An 18,767-nucleotide genomic window follows, 5' to 3' on the forward strand; every position below is an offset into this window, starting at 1 on the left:
TAACCCGGTTCGGACTCGCTCATGCAACGATGGCACGTTCTCGCCCAGGGGGCATGTGCAGGGACGCGCGGGGCCGCGGCCTCCCGCCACCACATGCCGCGGCCAGGTGAGTGTGGCAGGGCGTGCTCCGGGGTGTCCTCCTCGGCGGTTCGCGCTCAGCCGTTCGCGCGGCGCCCTTCGCCGGGGGCGGACGGGCCGCCGGGGCGCAGCATCTGGCTGGTGGCCAGTTCCCGGTAGAGGGGGTCGCGGGCCAGCAGGTCCTCGTGGCGTCCGCAGGCGGCGGTACGGCCCTCGTGGAGCACGACGATGTGGTCGGCGTGCTGCACGGTGGACAGGCGGTGGGCGATGACCAGCAGGGCGCATTCCTGGGCGACGTCCTTCATCACCGTGGTCAGCGCCGCCTCGTTGATCGCGTCGAGGTGGGAGGTCGGCTCGTCCAGCAGGAGCAGCCCGGGACGGGCGAGCAAGGCACGGGCCAGGGCGACGCGTTGGCGTTCGCCGCCCGAAAGGGTGCTGCCGCGTTCGCCGACGACGGCGTCCAGACCACCGGGCAGCCGCTCGACGAGTTCCTCCAGACGGGCGAGCGCGAGGACCCGCCGCACCTCTGCCTCCGGGGCGTCGGGCACGGCGTAGGTGATGTTCTCCCGCAGGGTGCCGTGGACGACATGAGTGTTCTGGGCCACCACGGCGATGCGCCGGCGGCAGGCGTCACGGCCGAGTTCCGCCGCGGGCCGGCCGTCGAACAGCACGGCGCCCGCGTCCGGTTCGTAGAACCCCGCGATCAGCGCGAACACGGTGCTCTTGCCGGCCCCCGAGGGACCCACCAGGGCGACGTGCCGACGGTGCGGGACGGTGAACGACACCCCGGACAGCACCGGCCGGCCCGGGGCGTAGCCGAACCGGACGTCCTCCAGCGCGAGCGCGGGCGGGTCGGCCGGGGCGGACGGTACGGGCCGGCCGACCCGGGGGAGAGACGGCCCCGTACGTTCCACGGGGAGGCGCAGCGCCTGGTCGACACGCCGGTAGGCACCCATGCCGCGCTGGATGAGGCCCACCGCGTGGAACACCGAGGACAGCGGCAGGACGAGGTACGAGGCGTACAGCAGGAACGCGACCAGGTCCCCGAGGGAGCCGGAGCTGCCGCTGACGCGCAGGCCCCCGACGACCAGGACGACCAGGAAGGAGCCCTGCACGGCGAGTTCGACGGCGGGACTCATGACGGACGCCAGCTTCGCGGTCCGTACGCCCGCGTCGTAGGCGTCCTCGATCCGGGCTCCGATCCTGGCCGCCTCCCGCTCCTCGGCGCGGTGCACCCGGACCATGGGCAGGGCGCCCAGGGCCCGTTCCAGATCCGCGGCGACGGCGCCGACCGAGTCCTGCATGCGTTCGGAGGCGCGCCGGATGCCCTGGAGCAGGGAGGTGACCACGGCGGCCGCCACGGCCACGGTGGTCACCACCAGAAGCAGCAGCAGCGGGTCGAGCCACGCCATCAGGATCAGCGCTCCGGCGGCGACGATGCTTCCGGTCACCAGGTCGACGAGGGCCTGCGAGACGACCTCGCGCAGCAGGATGGTGTCGGAGGTGACCCGGGAGACGAGGTCGCCGCCCCGGTGGCGGTCGTACTCCCGCATCTCCAGCCGGAGCAGACGTCCTACCAGGCCGATCCGCAGCTGGCGTACGACACCCTCGCCCATCCGCTCCAGCAGGAAGCATCCCGCCGACCCGATGGCCGCCTCGACCAGGAACAGCACGCCGAGGAGCGCCAGCAGCGGCCAGACGACCTGGCCGCGCCCGCTCGCGTCCACCGCTTGCCGGGCCACCAGGGGCTGCGCCAGCCCCAGGGCGGAGCCGGCCAGCGTCAGCACGCCCGCCACGGTGACGGCGGTCCGGTGCCCGGCGGTGAGCCGGAACAAGGTGACCACCGCCGCACGGGTCGATCTGTCCTCGCCGTGGGCCTCCCGCCCGCCGTCCTCGGCCGCCGTGCCGGCCGCCGGCTCGGTCTCCGTGGCCGTACCGCCCCTCATCGCTCGGCCGGCTCCACGGCCACCAGCCGGGCGAAGTAGCCGTCCGGCACGTCCTCGCCGACGGGGCGGCCCGCCACCTCGATCCAGGCGTGCGCGGTGAAGGGCGGCACCACCCGGACCCCGGTGCACCACGTCGGCCACGTTCCCTGGAGCCGGCACAGCAGCGCGGCCCCCAGAGAACGCGGCAGGCACCCCTTCGGCCCGGTGCAGCGCAGGCTGACCGCGCACATGGCGTCCCGTCCGGCCTGGGCCTGCGCGGTGGTGGCCGGCGCGGCCCCGCGGCGCAGGACACCGAGGACGGCGCGGATGCGGCGGGGCGGCAGCAGGGCGAGCGCGACGGCCGGGAGTAGCACGAGGCGGGCGGCCAGGCGGCGGCCGAACGGCACACCGGTGGGGCGTTCCAGCGCGCTGGGTGTCGTCATGACGCCAGCCCCGCCTCACGCAGGTGCCCGACGAGCGCCTCGACGTCCTGCTGGGCCTGCGCCCGGTCGATGTCGAACTCGCGGACCAGGGCGGCGGCCGCGTCCGCCTCCTCGCCACCGTCGAGCAGGGTGCGGACCACCAGTGTGGCCGTCGGGTTCAACTCCCAGTAGGTGCCGGCACGTTCGTCCAGCAGGACGGTGCCGTAGTCGGTCTCGGCCGTGGAGATGTGTGCGTCGAACCGCAAGGGCATGCGCTCGCCTTTCTGACGCGGCGGGGGTTCTCAGTGGGTGCGGGCACGGCTGCGGGACAGCCCGCGCAGCCACACCTCGGCGGCGATGGTGGAGTAGAGGACGGCTTCGGACAGGCCCAGCGAGGCGGGCCGCAGGGCGAGGCGGCGCAGCTCGGCGCCGTCCACCAGGCCCAGCTGTGCCAGCCGGGAGTCCTCCCACAGCGCCAGCAGGTCGGCCCGGTGGTCGCGCAATCCGTTGGCGGCGTCCATGGAGGCCGCGGCCTTGGTGGTGCGACGCAGGCACGCCTCGGGCACCAGCCCGCTCATGGCGGCGGTCAGCACCGGCTTGTACGCCCACGGGGTGACGCGCTCGCCGGGGCGTACGGCCAGACACGCCTCGATGACGCGGTCGTCGAGGAAGGGGGAGGCCATCGGCAGACCGGCGCGAGCCGCCATGTGGTCCCACTGGCGGATGACCCGCGTGGTCGAGCGGATCTGCTCCAGGTCCGCGTGCATCCCCCGGTCCGGGTGCAGGGGTGCCGCGGTGGCCGCGGCGTCGAGCAGTGCCCGGCGCGCCAGCCGCTCGGCGTCGGCGGTCACCCAGCCGAACAGCCGCGGGGCCATGGCCCAGCCGAGCCCCGAGGCCACGGACGAGGGCGACGGATCGCGCAGGTCGCCCGCCGCGTCGGCGAGCCACCTCCCGTACGGCCGGGAGTCCGCGAGGGCGCGGGCCGTGCCGCCGAGCGGCCACTGCCACAGGGCCCGGAAGCCGCGCAGCTGCCGCACAGCGAACAGCGGACGGGTGCGCAGCAGCCGGTGGTAGTAGGCCTCGGAGCACCAGGCCACGTGGTCGCCGCCGATGCCGGTCAGGTGCACCCGGCTGCCGCGTGCGGCCAGGGCCGGCAGGTGGTGCAGGACCCGGGAGCGGTCCATGACGCCGATGGTGGGCTCGTCGAGGAGGTCGTCGATGTCGAGGAGGTCGTCGTAGACCAGCGGTGAGGCGTCCGCGTCCCAGATGACGTGCTCGACGTCCGGGAGGTGCCGCGCGGCCTGTTCCGCCCAGTGCAGGTCGGTGTCCGCCGGATCGCGGCCCGGCCAGGTGCTGGCCACCACGCGGGCGGGGGAGCGGTCGGCGAGGAAGCAGATCGATGTGGAGTCCAGTCCGCCGGACAGGTCGCAGCTGACCACGCCGCCCTGCCGGGTCCGTGCGTCCACGGCCTCCTTCAGCGTTTCCCGGATCACGGGTGCCCCCTCGGCGAGGGACCGGACCGGGGCCGGGGGTGTCCACCAGCGGGTGTGCCGCACGGAGCGGCCGTCCGCCGCGACGATCACGGCGTCCTGCGGGGGCACGGCGGTGACCGCGCGCCACAGGGAGTTCTCGAACAGGGGGTAGGGGGCCGGCCACAGCAGCCGCACGGCCAGTTCCCGCGGATCGGGGTCGAGGCCGAGGGCGGCGGCCAGCGTGTCGGCCCGGGTGGCCGCCACCCGTACGCCGTCGATCTCCGCGTGGAAGACCAGCCGCAGTCCTGAGGCGGTGCCCTGCACCCGGACCTGACCGTCGAGGGCGGCGACGAGGTGGAAGCTGCCGGGGAGGGAGCGGGCCAGGGTGTCGAGCTCCGCGAGGTCCCTGAGCCGCGCGGCCCTGCGCAGCAGTTCGTCCGCCGTGACCGGGCAGCAGCCGATGACGGCCAGCGCGGCGCCACCGGCGCTCGCCGTGACGATGTCCGCGTCGTGCCAGCGGCCGACCAGCCAGGGCCGGCCCGAAGGGTGGGTGAGGGTGCGGAGACCGGGCTGGGCGAAGGAGCGGGCCACGGCGGCCGCGTCCGCACGGTCGGTGAAGACCGTGAAGTCCGCGTCGCCGAGGCCCGTCCCCGCACTTTCGTGCAGTTCAGTCATGACGTCGGGTCAGTACCGTCGCCCGTCAGTTCTTGCTCAGGATCAGCCGGTCGTTGCCGTGCTTGCCCAGGAGCCCCGTCTCCTTGCGGAACGAACCGAGCCGGACGAGCGTCGGTGCCTCGTACGCCTTCTTCATGACTTCTCCTCACTCACTGCGGTGTCGACCCGGACCCCAGGGCGGGGAACGGGCGCAGCACCAGCTAGCGATGAAACGTGAGGGCGGGGCAAGGGGCGGCACGAAAGTATGACGGTACGAAAAGGCGGATGTCTCTGGCCTGGGGGCAGCGCGCAACTGCCTGGCACGGGGCCTCGCATCGTGCGGTGGTTTGCCGTGCGCATGTGCGAAGAAACGTTCTCGGCTGTGTCCTTCCGGGGGCGCGTCCGCTGCGCACGACGACCGGGGGAGGGGAGCCGCCGGGGCGCACACCAAGGTCGTCGCCGCACACCACCCAGGCGGCGGCGGCCCGGCGTGCGGCGTGATCAGAGGGCTTGCCGGGCGGTGAGAACGCGCGGTCCCGCGTCGGTGATCGCCACCGTGTGCTCGACGTGCGCCGCCCTGGAGCCGTCGTTCGTGCGCAGGGTCCAGCCGTCCGGGGCCGCGTGGTAGCCGTCCGTGCCGCCGCCGATGAGCATCGGCTCGATGGCGATCACCATGCCGTGCCGCAGGCGCGGTCCATGCCCGGGGCGCCCTTCGTTCGGCACCGGCGGGTCCTCGTGCATACGGCGGCCGATGCCGTGCCCGCCGAAGCCGTCCGGTACGCCGTATCCGGCGGCCCGGCACACCGAGCCGACGGCGTGCGCGATGTCGCCGATGCGATTGCCGACCACGGCCGCCCCGATGCCCGCCTTCAGTGCCCGCTCCGCCGTCTCGATCAGCCGTACGTCGGCCGGGCGCGTCCTGCCCACCGTGAAGCTGATCGCCGAGTCGCCCACCCAGCCGTCCAGTTCGGCGCCGCAGTCGATGGAGACCAGGTCGCCGTCGCGCAGCCGCCGCCCGGTCGGGATGCCGTGCACGATCGCGTCGTTCACCGAGGCGCAGATGACCGCGGGGAAGGGGACGGGTGCGAAGGAGGGGCGGTAGCCGAGGAAGGGGGAGGACGCCCCCGCCGCGCGCAGGACCTCCCGCGCCACCTCGTCCAGCTCCAGCAGGGAAACCCCCACGTCGGCGGCCTTTCGCACCGCCGTGAGGGCCTGCCCCACGACCTGCCCGGCCGCGTGCATCGCGTCGATCGACGTGTCTGTCTTCAGCTCAACCATGCCAATTATTATACCGGTATTTGAATAGGGGGTGACGGGGCGGTATTAGAATGGGCGCCATGGTGCGCACTCCTCTCACCCCCGAAGAGCGTGAACGCGGCGAGCGGCTCGGCCGGTTGCTGCGCGAGGCCCGCGGCGAACGCAGCATGGTGGAGGTCGCCGCGAGCGCCGGCATCTCCGCGGAGACACTGCGCAAGATCGAGACCGGGCGGGCGCCGACCCCGGCCTTCTTCACGGTCGCCGCCCTCGCGCACGCTCTCGGCCTGTCCATGGACGCACTGGCCGGGCGGTGCTCACCGGTCGTCGGCACAGCCGCCTGACGGGTTCGCACGTCACGTTCCGGCAGGCCCGGCGTACTCTGCGTTCAAGAGGAAAACTCCCCGTAGCGCGTTCGTAACATCGCTGGTGTTGCCTAGCGGACCGGAGTGATCCGGTCTGGCGGGAGTGGGCGATGTCACTGGAACAACTCCCGGCTCAAGTACGGGAGTTCGTGGACTACCTGGACGGCCTTCTGGCGCGCCTGGACCAGGGCGGCGGCTGGTGCGCCGTGTTCTGGCAGCGCGATCCGGACGGTATGCAGGCCTGCCTCGACGGCCGCGAGGTGCCGCCCTGGGACGTGGTCGAGGCCCTCCTGCACGACCTCGCCGCCCAGTACGGCCCCGGCGGCGCCGACCCCGAGACCGAGCGGGCCCGTGCCCTGCACGCCGCCGCCCTCGCCGCGTACGACGCCCGGCCGGACGCCCGCAACGTCCTCGGGGACCGGCTCGACGTCATGCTCCGCGAACAGCGGTACGCCGCCGAACGGCACGCGGAACTGGGCCGGTTGCTCGCCTCCGCCACCACCCGGGAGCAGGTCGACGCCATCCGCCTCGACCTCGCCTGGGCCCGCGACGACCACGAACGGGCAACCGCCCGCTGCGCCGAGCTCCGGGAACGCATGGCCGGCCTGGACGCACGCCCCGCCCGGCCGGACGCCCACCACAGGGGCGCCGACGTGGTCCACCCCCGGCAGCCCGCCGACCGGGCCACCCCGGCCCGAGCCCCCGCATCTCCCGCCTGGGCGGACGCACACCCCGCCCCCGCCCAGGCGCCCGCGGACACCGCCGGCCCCGACCCCAAGAAGCGCAAGCGCCGCCGAGGCGGCGCCCGGTTCGCCGGGCTCGTCGAGGAGGAGGCCGCCCCCATCGTCGTACCGCCGACGGCCGCGCCGACCCTCCCCGCCCAACCGGCCGCCCCGCGCCGCACCCCGCGCGGTGCCCGGTTCGCCGGGGCCGCCGCCGATGCGCCGGAGGTCGCCCCGCAGCCGCAGACCGAGCCGATGGGCGAGGCGGACCGAAAGGCGGTCGCCCGGACCGTGGAGGCGCTGGTCCGGCTGCGTGCCGAGGGCCGCAGCGGTGAGGCGCACGCGTTGCTCGTGGAGGCCGCGTACTGGTCCTCCGCCCGCTTTCCCGCGCTCGCGGCCGCCATGGAGCAGGCCGGACTCGGTGCCGACTGGGCGACCCTGCTGTGGGAGGCCGCCTCGCTGCCGGCCGAGCGGCTCGTCGCCGCCGCCGACGCGCTGACCGCGGCCGGGCGCGCCGAGGACGGGGAGCAGATCCTGCGGCAGGGCGTGGCCCGGCCCGCGACCGAGATAGGGCAGGCCGTGGCGGCGCTGGTCGGCGAGGGCCGGGAGCGTGAGGTCCGCGCGCTGCTCGCCGCCTACGTCAGCGTGCGCACCCCCGAGGAAGCCGCCCGCAGCGCCGCACCCGACCCGAAGACGCTCGTACCACTCCTGCTGGAGGCCGCGCGGGGCGTCTCCGACGAGCGCCGCTGGGACCTCGTCCACGCCCTTCGGGTGGCGGGCTTCACCGCCTGACCACGGCTGCCGCATCCGTCCCACCGGCCCCGTCCGTCACCCACTGGAGTGTGAAACGTGATCGACTCAGCGGGTTAACGACGATGGTCTTGGCAAGGCTGTTTCGGGGGCTTACTTTCAAGCCTCTACGGCCCCCCTCTACGGGCGTAGAGGCTCTGACGTCCCGTCGAAGGAGCAGCTCATGGCCAACGTCGTTCGTGCCGCCCTGGTCCAGGCCACCTGGACCGGCGACACCGAGTCCATGGTGGCGAAACACGAGGAGCACGCCCGCGAGGCGGCTCGACAGGGCGCGAAGATCATCGGCTTCCAGGAGGTCTTCAACGCCCCCTACTTCTGCCAGGTCCAGGAGCCCGAGCACTACCGCTGGGCCGAGCCGGTCCCCGACGGGCCGACCGTGCGCCGTATGCAGGAGCTCGCCCGCGAGACCGGCATGGTCGTCGTCGTACCGGTCTTCGAGGTCGAGCAGTCCGGCTTCTACTACAACACCGCGGCCGTGATCGACGCCGACGGCACCTTCCTCGGCAAGTACCGCAAGCACCACATCCCGCAGGTCAAGGGCTTCTGGGAGAAGTACTACTTCAAGCCGGGGAACCTCGGCTGGCCCGTCTTCGACACGGCCGTAGGCAAGGTGGGCGTCTACATCTGCTACGACCGGCACTTCCCGGAGGGCTGGCGCCAACTCGGCCTCAACGGCGCCCAGCTCGTCTACAACCCCTCAGCCACCCACCGCGGCCTGTCCTCCTACCTCTGGCGCCTGGAGCAACCGGCGGCGGCGGTCGCCAACGAGTACTTCGTCGCCGCGATCAACCGGGTCGGCGTCGAGGAGTACGGCGACAACGACTTCTACGGGACGTCGTACTTCGTCGACCCGCGCGGCCAGTTCGTCGGTGAGATCGCCAACGACAAGACCGAGGAACTGGTCGTCCGCGACCTCGACTTCGACCTCATCGAAGAGGTGCGGCAGCAGTGGGCCTTCTACCGCGACCGCCGCCCCGACGCCTACGAAGGGCTGGTGCAGCCGTGACCAAGGACCTGCTGGGACGCCACCGCGCCGTCATGCCGGACTGGCTCGCCCTGTACTACGAGGACCCGCTGGAGATCACCCACGGCGAAGGCCGCCACGTCTGGGACGCCGAGGGCAACCGGTACCTCGACTTCTTCGGCGGCATCCTCACGACGATGACCGCGCACGCGCTGCCCGAGGTCACGAAGGCGGTGAGCGAGCAGGCGGGGCGGATCATCCACTCCTCCACCCTGTACCTCAACCGGCCGATGGTCGAACTCGCCGAGCGCATCGCCCAGTTGAGCGGCATCCCGAACGCGCGCGTCTTCTTCACCACCTCCGGCACCGAGGCCAACGACACCGCTCTGCTGCTCGCGACGACCTACCGGCAGAGCAACACGGTCCTCGCGATGCGCAACAGCTACCACGGCCGCTCCTTCAGCGCGGTCGGCATCACCGGCAACCGTGGCTGGTCGCCGACCGCGCTGTCCCCGCTGCAGACGCTGTACGTCCACGGCGGTGTGCGCACCCGCGGTCCGTACGCCGCGCTGAGCGACGCCGACTTCATCGCGGCCTGCGTCGAGGACCTCAAGGACCTCCTCGGCCACACCCGCCCGCCCGCCGCCCTGATCGCCGAGCCCATCCAGGGGGTCGGCGGCTTCACCTCCGGCCCGGACGGCCTCTACGCCGCCTTCCGCGAGGTGCTCGCCGAGCGCGGCATCCTGTGGATCGCCGACGAGGTGCAGACCGGCTGGGGCCGCACCGGCGAGCACTTCTGGGGCTGGCAGGCGCACGGCCAAGCCGGACCGCCGGACATCATGACCTTCGCCAAGGGCATCGGCAACGGCATGTCCATCGGCGGTGTCGTCGCCCGCGCCGAGATCATGAACTGCCTGGACGCCAACAGCATCTCCACCTTCGGCGGCACCCAGATCACCATGGCGGCCGGCCTCGCCAACCTCAACTACCTGCTGGAGCACGATCTCCAGGGCAACGCCCGGCGGGTCGGAGGGCTGCTCCTGGAGCGGCTGCGGGCCGTCGCCGCGCAGGTGCCGCACGTGCGGGAGGTGCGCGGCAGGGGCCTGATGCTGGGCATCGAGATCACCCGGCCCGGCACCGACGAGGCCGACCTCTCCGCCGCGTCCGCGGTGCTGGAGGCGGCCCGCCAGGGCGGCCTGCTCATCGGCAAGGGCGGCGGGCACAACACGAGTTCGCTGCGGGTCGCCCCGCCGCTGTCCCTCACCGTCGCGGAGGCCGAGGAAGGCGCCGCGATCCTGGAGAACGCTCTGAGGAGCATCTAGGTCGTGTCCACCCGAGCAAGGGAAGCACTGCCATGGCCACCACCTCCAAGTCGCCGAAGCCCGCGGAACCCCTCGAACCGGCGCTGTCGGTCCGTCAGGTCCTCACGTTGGAGCGTGTCCTGGCCGGAGAGCCCGAGGTGGTGGCCGGCGCCGGTCAGCTCGACCGCCCCGTGCGCTGGGTGCACGTCGCCGAGGCGCCGGACGTCGGGGTGATGCTCACCGGCGGGGAGATGGTGCTCACCACCGGGGTGCTGCTCGCCGGGGACGAGGACAAGCAGGCCGAGTACATCCGTTCCCTGCACCGGGCCGAGGCAGCCGCCGTCGTCCTGGGACTCGGCCGGGCGTTCCCCGCTCCGCCGCCCGTGATGCGCCGGGCGGCCGAGCGGTGCGGCCTGCCCATGGTCGTGCTGCACCGGCCCTTCCCGTTCGCCGAGCTGACCGAGGAGGTCCAGTCCCGGCTCGTACGGCGCAAGTACGCCGCCGTCAGCCTCTCGGAGGCGGTACGGACCGCGCTCACCGGACTCATCACCGCGGGTGCCCCGCTGCAACGCCTCCTCGACGAGGTCGCCTCGCACAGCGCCTGCCCCGTCGTCGTCACCAACCTCGCCCACCGTGTCCTCGCCACGGCGGGGGAGCGGCCGGCGGTGGACGACGTGCTGCGCGACTGGGAGCGCATCGCCCGCCAGGCATGGGGGCACGACCCAGGCCCTCCAGGCACCGGGGGAGGCAGGGAGGGCGACGGCTGGATCCGCGCCGAGCTGGGCGGGCGCGGGGAGCGGTGGGGCCGGATCGTGCTGTGCGGATACCGGGGCGACACCGCCACCGGGCGGCTGCTCGCCGACCGGGCCGCCGAGGCGCTCGTGCTGCACCGCATGCTCGGCGGCACCTCCGCGCACACCTGGGAGGAGCAGTCCGCGCAGAGCCTGCTGACCGACCTGGTCAGCGGGGTCGTACCGGCACGGCAGCTGCTGCCACGTGCGCGGGCAGCCGGACTGCCGGTCAATCGGCGCACCTTCGTGCCGCTGGTGGTGCGGGACGGCGGGACGCACCGGCTGGAGCGCGTGCTGCGGCTGCTGGGGCTGCCCGGGATCGTCGCCGAGCTCGCCGACGGGGCCACCGCCGTGCTGCTGAGCCTCGCCCGGGACCAGGACGCCGGCGTGCTCACCGCGAACTTCGCCGCCCGCGCGCGCTCCGAGCCGGGCGCCGCCCCGGCCGTCGTGGCCGCGGCCGACCCGCGCACCGTGTGGGACGAGGTGCCGGCGGGACTGCGGGAGGCCCAGCACGTCGCCGACGCCGTGGCCGACTCCTCGGCGGCCCTCGACCTCCCGGACGTCGTCCGCCTCAGGGACGTCCACCTGCGCGGCCTCGTCCGCCTCCTGCGCGACGACCCGCATGTGCAGTCCTTCGCCGAACGGGAGCTGGACGGGCTGCTGCGCGCCGCGGACGGGGACCTGCTCGCCGTCCTGCGGACCTACCTCGCCACCGGCCGCAACAAGTCCCGCACCGCCCAGCTCCACCACGTCTCCCGGCCCGCGCTCTACCGCCGCCTGGAGGCGATACAGACCCGGCTCGGGGTCGACCTCGACGACTTCGAGCAGGCCGCCTCGGTGCACATCGCACTCCTCGCGCACGACGCGCAACACGGTTGAAACCCGCAATGACCAGGGGAAACGGCGGTGAAACATGGTTCCACGAGAAGGTGACACCGTGGCACGCCGGACGCCCGCAGACGTGACACCGTGCAACTCAAAGCGGGCTCGCCGGCTTCCTACGCTCCTCGGACACCGAGCGACCGGAGGTCCCGATGAGCAGAGTGATCCGTGCCGCGATCTTCCAGACCGCCTGGACCGGCGACAAGGAATCCATGATCAAGGTCCACGAGCAGGCGGCGCGCGACGCGGCCGCGCAGGGCGCCCAGGTCCTGTGCTTCCAGGAACTGTTCTACGGGCCGTACTTCTGCCAGGTCCAGGACAAGGCGTTCTACGAGTACGCCGAGCAGATCCCCGAGGGCCCGATCGTCAGGCGCTTCCAGGCACTGGCGAAGGAGCTGGGCCTGGTCCTGGTCCTGCCCATGTACGAGGAGGAACAGCCCGGCGTCCTCTACAACACGGCCGCGGTGATCGACGCCGACGGCTCGTACCTCGGCAAGTACCGCAAGCACCACATCCCCCAGGTGCCGGGGTTCTGGGAGAAGTTCTACTTCCGCCCCGGCAACGCCGGCTGGCCGGTCTTCGACACCGCCGTCGGCAGGATCGGCGTCTACATCTGCTACGACCGGCACTTCCCCGAGGGCTGGCGGGCGCTGGGCCTCGCGGGTGCCGAGCTGGTCTTCAACCCGTCGGCGACCTCGCGCGGCCTCTCCCGCTACCTGTGGCAGCTGGAGCAGCCGGCGGCGGCCGTCGCCAACGAGTACTTCGTGGGCGCCATCAACCGGGTCGGGGTCGAGGACCTGGGCGACAACGACTTCTACGGGACGAGCTACTTCGTCGACCCGGAGGCGCAGTTCGTCGGGGAGGTGGCGAGCGACAAGGAGAGCGAACTCGTCGTGCGCGACCTGGACATGGCCAAACTGCGGGAGGTCCGCGACCGCTGGCAGTTCTACCGCGACCGCCGCCCCGACGCGTACTCCCCGCTCACCGCTCCGTAACCGGCCCCGCCCGCCGCCGGTCCGGAGCACGGGGGCCGGACCGGCGGCACCGACCGACTCGTACGACACCAGGAGAGGGACCATGAGCAGCCGTACCGTCATCCGCGGCGGTCTCGTCATCACCGCGTCCGACGAGATCCACGCCGACGTCCTGATCGAGGACGGCCGTATCGCCGCCCTCGCCGCGAGCGGTACCCCGGCCGCCGAGGCCTGGACGGCCGGCCGCACCATCGACGCGAGCGGGAAGTACGTCATCCCGGGCGGCGTCGACGTCCACACCCACATGGAGCTGCCGTTCGGCGGCACGTTCGCCTCCGACACCTTCGAGACCGGCACCCGGGCCGCCGCCTGGGGCGGTACCACGACGATCGTCGACTTCGCCGTGCAGAGCGTGGGCCACACCCTGCGCGAGGGCCTGGACGCCTGGCACGCCAAGGCCGAGGGCAACTGCTCGATCGACTACGGCTTCCACATGATCGTCTCCGATGTGAACCAGGAGACGCTCAAGGAGATGGACCTGCTGGTCGAGGAGGGCGTGACCTCCTTCAAGCAGTTCATGGCCTACCCCGGCGTCTTCTACTCCGACGACGGCCAGATCCTGCGGGCCATGCAGCGCTCCGCCGAGAACGGCGGCCTGATCATGATGCACGCTGAGAACGGCATCGCGATCGACGTGCTCGTCGAGCAGGCGCTCGCCCGTGGGGAGACCGACCCGCGCCATCACGGCGAGGTCCGCAAGGCGCTCCTCGAAGCCGAGGCCACACACCGCGCCATCCGGCTCGCCCAGGTCGCGGGCGCACCTCTGTACGTCGTGCACGTCTCGGCGATGGAGGCGGTCGCCGAGCTGGCCAGGGCACGTGACGAGGGGCTGAACGTCTTCGGCGAGACCTGCCCGCAGTACCTGTTCCTGTCGACGGACAACCTCGCCGAGCCCGACTTCGAGGGCGCCAAGTACGTGTGCTCCACGCCCCTGCGGCCCCGGCAGCATCAGGCCCAGCTCTGGAAGGGCCTGCGCACCAACGACCTCCAGGTGGTCTCCACCGACCACTGCCCCTTCTGCTTCGTGGGCCAGAAGGAGCTCGGCCGGGGCGACTTCTCCAAGATTCCCAACGGCCTGCCGGGCGTCGAGAACCGTATGGACCTGCTCCACCAGGCCGTCGTGGACGGCCATATCTCACGCCGCCGCTGGATCGAGATCGCCTGCGCGACCCCGGCCCGGATGTTCGGCATGTACCCGAAGAAGGGCACGATCGCGCCGGGCGCCGACGCCGACGTCGTGATCTACGACCCGGCGGCCGAGCAGGTCATGTCCGCCGTCACGCACCACATGAACGTCGACTACTCGGCGTACGAGGGCAAACGCACCACCGGCCGGGTCGAGACGGTCCTCTCGCGCGGCGAACTCGTCATCACCGAGCGGGAGTACACCGGGCGCGCCGGGCACGGCGTCTACACCCCCCGCTCCACCTGTCAGTACCTCAACTAGGAGCGGAGTACATGGACTTCGGACTCGTCCTGCAGACCGACCCGCCGGCCTCGCGGGTGGTCAGCCTGATGAAGCGCGCCGAGCGCAGCGGCTTCACCTACGGCTGGACCTTCGACTCCGCCGTGCTGTGGCAGGAGCCGTTCGTGATCTACAGCCAGATCCTCGCGAACACCGAGAGGCTGAAGGTCGGCACGATGGTGACCAACCCGGGCACCCGCACCTGGGAGGTCACGGCCTCCACCTTCGCCACCCTCAACGACATGTTCGGCAACCGCACGGTCTGCGGCATCGGCCGCGGAGACTCCGCGATGCGCGTCGCGGGCCGCAAACCCAACACCCTCGCCCGCATCAGCGACGCCATGAAGGTCATCAGGGCGCTGGGCCGCGGCGACGAGGCCGACCTCGGCGGCGGGACCGTCGTCAGGTTCCCGTGGATCGAACCGGGCGCCGAACTGCCGGTGTGGATGGCGGCGTACGGTCCCAAGGCGCTGAAGATGACCGGTGAGGAGGCCGACGGGTTCATCCTGCAGCTCGCCGACCTGTATCTGACCGAGTACATGGTCAAGGCCGTCAAGGACGCTGCCGTCGCCGCCGGGCGCGACCCCGACGACATCACGATCTGCGTCGCCGCCCCCGCGTACGTCACCGCGGACGACTCGCCCGACGCCCTCGCCCACGCGCGCGAGCAGTGCCGCTGGTTCGGCGGGATGGTCGGCAACCACGTCGCCGACCTGGTCTCCCGGTACGGGGAGCACTCCGCCGCCGTACCCGACGAACTCACCGACTACATCAAGGCCCGAGAAGGGTACGACTACTCCCATCACGGCCGTGCCGACAACCCCGACACCGCGTTCGTGCCCGACGAGATCGTCGACCGGTTCTGTGTCATCGGGCCGGTCGAGAAGCACATCGAGAAGCTGAACGCGCTGCGTGAGCTGGGCGTCGACCAGTTCGCCGTGTACGACATGCACGACGCGCAGGAAGCGGTGATCGACGCGTACGGCTCGTCCGTCATCCCCGTCGTCAACTCCTGACACCCGGCGGCGAGTTCACGCACCGCACCCCCCGACCCCCCACACCTTGTCTCCCTCCCCGCGGTCCCGGCCTCCCCGCCGCCCCGGGGAGGGGCCCAAGGCCCCCGCACGGCCTTTCCCGTCCCACCTGATCGATTGGCCTGCCCATGACCGAAACAGTCCCCACGGGGTCACCCATGTCCCAGTTCGCCCAGGCCGACGGCCGCGTCGAACTCGCCCCCGAGGCATTCCCCGCCCACAGCCCCTTCGCCAACGAGGACCTGCGTCCCGTCCCGGTCTCCGAGCGCAAGTGGACGACGTACAACTTCGCCGCGCTGTGGATATCCATGGCCCACTGCATCCCCAGCTGGACCCTGGCCTCCGGACTGGTCGCCCTCGGCATGGACTGGAAGCAGGCCGTCTTCACCATCGCCCTGGCCAACGTCATCGTGCTGCTGCCGATGCTGGCCACCGGTCACGCCGGACCGAAATACGGCATCCCGTTCCCGGTGCTGGCACGGGCCTCCTTCGGACTGCGCGGCGCCAACATCCCGGCGATGATCCGGGCCGCCGTGGCCTGCGGCTGGTTCGGCATCCAGACCTGGATCGGCGGCAGCGGCATCTTCGCGCTGGGCTCGAAGCTCACCGGCGGCGGATGGGAGAACGCGAGCCGGATCGCGGGCAACCCGTGGCCGCTGTGGCTCTGCTTCATCCTCTTCTGGGCGCTGCAGATCGCCATCATCTACCGCGGCATGGACTTCCTCCGGCACTTCGAGAACTGGGCCGCGCCCTTCGTGATCGTCGGCGCCTTCGTGCTGCTGATCTGGATCGCGGTCAAGGCGGACGGCTTCGGGGCACTGCTCGACCAGCCGTCGAAGCTGGGCTGGGGCGCCGACTTCTGGCCGGTCTTCTTCCCGTCCCTCATGGGAATGATAGGTTTTTGGGCCACTTTGTCCCTCAACATTCCTGACTTCACCCGCTTCGGCGCCAGTCAGAAGGCGCAGACCTGGGGGCAGTCGCTGGGGCTGCCCACGACGATGACGCTCTTCGCCGTCCTCGCCGTCCTCGTCACCTCCGGCTCCGAGGTCGTCTACGGCGAGGCCATCTGGGACCCGGTCACCCTCGCCGCCAAGACCGACAGTGTCTTCGGCCTGCTGTTCGCGCTGATCGTCGTCCTCGTCGCCACCGTCTCGGTGAACATCGCGGCGAACGTGGTCTCCCCGGCGTACGACCTCGCCAACCTGGCGCCCAGACTCATCAACTTCCGTACCGGCGCGCTGATCACCGGTGTCGTCGGCGTCCTGATCTTCCCGTGGAAGCTGATCTCCACGCCCGAGTTCTACATCTTCACCTGGCTCGGCGTCGTCGGCGGCCTCCTCGGCACGGTCGCCGGCATCCTGATCGCCGACTACTGGATCATCCGCCGTACCGTCCTGCACCTGGCGGACCTGTACACGCCCGGTGGGCGCTACTGGTACTCGTCCGGCTGGAACTGGCGCGCGATCGTCGCCTTCGCGGCCGGCGGCCTCCTCGCGGTCGGCGGCTCGTACTCGGGTGTCGGAGCGGACGGCCCGAAGACCGGTCCGTTCCCGGTCGACGGCCTGGTCCCGTTCCTCAAGCCCCTGGCCGACTACGGCTGGGCGGTGGGCCTCGGCGCCTCGCTGCTGCTGTACGTGGCGCTGATGTCCGGCCACCGGGAACGCGACGAAGCCTGAAACCGGCTTCGGAGGACGGTCAGCCCTGCCGGCCGTCCTCCAGGGCGGCCACCGCCTCCTTGGCCGCCTTGATCGCGCCCTTGTTGATCTCGTCCGTGGCGGGCGCCTTCTTCGACTCGAAGTCGCTGCCGCTGTACGTCACCGAGATCAGCGCGTTGGAGGCGCGGACCAGCACCACGCCCTCGCGGGTCTGTTGCCCGTCCTCGGTGGTGAGGTTCACCACCGAATAGCCGGAGTCACCGATGCCCGGGACGTCGCCCCCGCCGCTCCTGGCCGCGACCCGCTCCTTGAACGACGTCAGTGCCGCGTCATCGGACGCCGTGATCTCGAAGGACACGTCCAGCCACCGGTAGTCGTAGCCCTTGAGCGCGTTCCACGAGCAGGTGCGGCGCAGCTTCGAGTCGGTCGACGGGATCTCCTTGCCGGCCGTCCTGGCGCCCGGCACGAGCGACTTGACCGTCTTCGCGCCCAGGCTGTCGCACGGCGCCGGGGCGGCCGGGTACGTCTTCGACACCGCCGTCGTCGCGGGGGCCGCGGGCGACTCCTCCTCGGCCTTCTGCGCCGTCCGGCCCTCGGCGGCCGGCGTCGCGGCGAACGGACCGGACGACAGCGCCCAGCCCGCCGCGGCGAGCACGACGACGGGCGACAGACGCGCGGTGAGGGCGATCGGCAGGGGAAGAGAACGCACGGCGCACTTTTCGTGGGGGACGGTGCGGAGGGAGTCCGCACTGCGGACGGGACGCCAGTGTCACATGGCTCCCTGTGAGGCGGAAGTGCGAACTCGCTCCGTACCGGCGCCACTACAGCGCAGCCTCAATTACGTGGTGGTGTGGGCCAGTTATACAGCCTCCTGCATGTTTTGGGTGGAAAAGGTGCTTTCGATACGGTCCACGGCGAGGAACGCCCCGTATGCCACGAGGTGCACCAGACAGTGGTCGGTGTGCTCCGGCCGACGCCAGGCCGCCACGTCCGCGTCCGTGATGCGGTACGGCGCGAGGGCGGCCAGCAGCGCGAGGCGGGCGCCGGGCCGCTCCCGCCGGTCCGGGAACCCGGCCAGGTCCAGCGGTGGATGCGTGCCGTCCCAGTCCTGCATGACCGACTCCACGAGGTCCTGGTCGTCGGTGTCGAGCAGGCCCGCTCCCGACAGGGCGGCCCTGAGCAGCGCCGCGTAGGCGAGGCCGACGGGCGTGCCGGCCGCCCACGCCGGGGCTTCGCCGGGGTCGGGATGGTCGAGCAGCGACAGGGCGGCACCGGGCCGTGCCGGGCGGCGTACGGTCCGGGCGAGCGAGCGGCCCGCGAGGCTGCGCACCGCCCGGAACCGCTGGGCGCCCGCAGGCAGCAGGTTCTCGGTCAGCAGGGCCGACGCCATCCGGTTGATGAAGTGAAAGGTCAGCGCGGTGCCGAGGTAGGCGGGGGCGTGGGCGCGTGGGAAGGGGTACGGAGTCGAAGCCGCGCCGGGCACCCGCGTGCGGCGGCCCCATTCGAGCACGCGCGCGTGCTCCTCGTCCTGCGGGGGCAGGCCGCGCGCCAGCCGCTCCGCGAGCGCGTGGTCGCCGGTGGCGTGCAGCAGCACGGTGTGCGCGTCCACGCAGAACGGGCACTTGTTGGCGAGCGACACCCCGAGGGCCACCAACTCCTTGCCGGTCCTGTCGCCGGCCCCGGCGATGAGCGACTCGCGCATCAACGCCCAGGTGGGGGCGAGAAGTCCGGGAGCGGAGGAGAGGACCACGAACGTGGAGGGCTCGGCGATGCCGAAGTCGAGACCGAGTTGCGCGTAGACCTCGGCGACGGTGCCGGTGGCCGACTTGGGCGGGAGGGGTTCGGTGTGGCGGAAGGGTGTGGGCATGGGCAGTAGCGTGCGCCGCCGGGGCCGGCCGGGTCGTCGTACCGCCGAAGACAGTCGGGACTGCGACGGCCG

The 18,767-nt window shown here is 72.1% G+C and carries 17 protein-coding genes; 9 read left to right on the top strand and 8 right to left on the bottom strand.

Going from position 1 to position 18,767, the window contains the following annotated elements:
- Positions 1 to 155: 155 nt before the first annotated feature.
- From ACWCPI_RS24740 to map, 6 genes are all read right to left on the bottom strand, one after another.
- The gene (locus ACWCPI_RS24740) at positions 156 to 2,024 is read right to left on the bottom strand and encodes an ABC transporter ATP-binding protein (RefSeq protein WP_451040165.1); all 1,869 of its coding nucleotides are present in this window, start codon (positions 2,022 to 2,024) and stop codon (positions 156 to 158) included.
- The gene (locus tag ACWCPI_RS24745) at positions 2,021 to 2,446 is read right to left on the bottom strand and encodes a lasso peptide biosynthesis B2 protein (RefSeq protein ID WP_451040166.1); all 426 of its coding nucleotides are present in this window, start codon (positions 2,444 to 2,446) and stop codon (positions 2,021 to 2,023) included. The genes ACWCPI_RS24740 and ACWCPI_RS24745 overlap by 4 nt, the downstream gene beginning before the upstream one ends.
- Positions 2,443 to 2,697 (bottom strand): lasso peptide biosynthesis PqqD family chaperone, encoded by a 255-nt coding sequence (locus tag ACWCPI_RS24750; RefSeq protein WP_451040167.1) that lies wholly within the window; start codon positions 2,695 to 2,697, stop codon positions 2,443 to 2,445. The genes ACWCPI_RS24745 and ACWCPI_RS24750 overlap by 4 nt, the downstream gene beginning before the upstream one ends.
- A 30-nt stretch (positions 2,698 to 2,727) precedes the next feature.
- On the bottom strand, positions 2,728 to 4,572 hold the full coding sequence (locus ACWCPI_RS24755) for a lasso peptide isopeptide bond-forming cyclase (protein ID WP_451040168.1): 1,845 nt from the start codon (positions 4,570 to 4,572) through the stop codon (positions 2,728 to 2,730).
- Between the two features lie 25 nt (positions 4,573 to 4,597).
- Complete coding sequence (locus tag ACWCPI_RS24760; protein WP_451040169.1) at positions 4,598 to 4,708, bottom strand: keywimysin-related RiPP; 111 nt, start codon at positions 4,706 to 4,708, stop codon at positions 4,598 to 4,600.
- A gap of 344 nt (positions 4,709 to 5,052) precedes the next feature.
- Complete coding sequence (map, locus tag ACWCPI_RS24765) at positions 5,053 to 5,829, bottom strand: type I methionyl aminopeptidase (protein ID WP_451040170.1); 777 nt, start codon at positions 5,827 to 5,829, stop codon at positions 5,053 to 5,055.
- A gap of 59 nt (positions 5,830 to 5,888) precedes the next feature.
- Between map and ACWCPI_RS24770 the strand changes: the two genes are divergently transcribed.
- The 9 genes from ACWCPI_RS24770 (at position 5,889) to ACWCPI_RS24810 (ending at position 16,849) form a co-directional block, all read left to right on the top strand.
- A complete protein-coding gene (locus ACWCPI_RS24770) occupies positions 5,889 to 6,149 on the top strand; it encodes a helix-turn-helix domain-containing protein (protein ID WP_388808258.1) in 261 nt (86 codons plus the stop codon).
- Positions 6,150 to 6,280: 131 nt separating this feature from the next.
- Complete coding sequence (locus ACWCPI_RS24775; protein ID WP_451040171.1) at positions 6,281 to 7,684, top strand: hypothetical protein; 1,404 nt, start codon at positions 6,281 to 6,283, stop codon at positions 7,682 to 7,684.
- A 181-nt stretch (positions 7,685 to 7,865) separates the two neighbouring features.
- The gene (locus ACWCPI_RS24780) at positions 7,866 to 8,708 is read left to right on the top strand and encodes a nitrilase-related carbon-nitrogen hydrolase (protein WP_451040172.1); all 843 of its coding nucleotides are present in this window, start codon (positions 7,866 to 7,868) and stop codon (positions 8,706 to 8,708) included.
- Positions 8,705 to 9,988 carry an aspartate aminotransferase family protein gene (locus tag ACWCPI_RS24785; protein ID WP_451040173.1) on the top strand — a complete coding sequence of 428 codons (1,284 nt, stop codon included), beginning with the start codon at positions 8,705 to 8,707 and terminating at the stop codon, positions 9,986 to 9,988. Before ACWCPI_RS24780 ends, ACWCPI_RS24785 begins: the two co-directional genes overlap by 4 nt.
- A gap of 32 nt (positions 9,989 to 10,020) precedes the next feature.
- Positions 10,021 to 11,637 carry a PucR family transcriptional regulator gene (locus ACWCPI_RS24790; RefSeq protein WP_451040174.1) on the top strand — a complete coding sequence of 539 codons (1,617 nt, stop codon included), beginning with the start codon at positions 10,021 to 10,023 and terminating at the stop codon, positions 11,635 to 11,637.
- A 155-nt stretch (positions 11,638 to 11,792) separates the two neighbouring features.
- Positions 11,793 to 12,635, top strand: coding sequence for a nitrilase-related carbon-nitrogen hydrolase (locus ACWCPI_RS24795; RefSeq protein ID WP_451040175.1), 843 nt, complete (start codon positions 11,793 to 11,795; stop codon positions 12,633 to 12,635).
- An 82-nt stretch (positions 12,636 to 12,717) separates the two neighbouring features.
- Entirely contained in the window at positions 12,718 to 14,121 is a 1,404-nt protein-coding gene (hydA, locus tag ACWCPI_RS24800) for a dihydropyrimidinase (protein WP_451040176.1), read from the top strand.
- Between the two features lie 11 nt (positions 14,122 to 14,132).
- Positions 14,133 to 15,155 (top strand): TIGR03842 family LLM class F420-dependent oxidoreductase, encoded by a 1,023-nt coding sequence (locus ACWCPI_RS24805; protein ID WP_451040177.1) that lies wholly within the window; start codon positions 14,133 to 14,135, stop codon positions 15,153 to 15,155.
- 146 nt (positions 15,156 to 15,301) lie between these two features.
- Complete coding sequence (locus ACWCPI_RS24810) at positions 15,302 to 16,849, top strand: NCS1 family nucleobase:cation symporter-1 (RefSeq protein WP_451040178.1); 1,548 nt, start codon at positions 15,302 to 15,304, stop codon at positions 16,847 to 16,849.
- A gap of 19 nt (positions 16,850 to 16,868) precedes the next feature.
- On the opposite strand, the gene ACWCPI_RS24815 is transcribed toward ACWCPI_RS24810, so the two are convergent.
- Together ACWCPI_RS24815 and ACWCPI_RS24820 are read right to left on the bottom strand one after the other, a co-directional pair.
- Entirely contained in the window at positions 16,869 to 17,537 is a 669-nt protein-coding gene (locus ACWCPI_RS24815; protein ID WP_451040179.1) for a hypothetical protein, read from the bottom strand.
- A 150-nt stretch (positions 17,538 to 17,687) separates the two neighbouring features.
- Entirely contained in the window at positions 17,688 to 18,695 is a 1,008-nt protein-coding gene (locus tag ACWCPI_RS24820; protein WP_451040180.1) for a carboxymuconolactone decarboxylase family protein, read from the bottom strand.
- Between the last annotated feature and the right edge of the window lie 72 nt (positions 18,696 to 18,767).

The organism is Streptomyces sp. NPDC001920 (assembly GCF_053594495.1).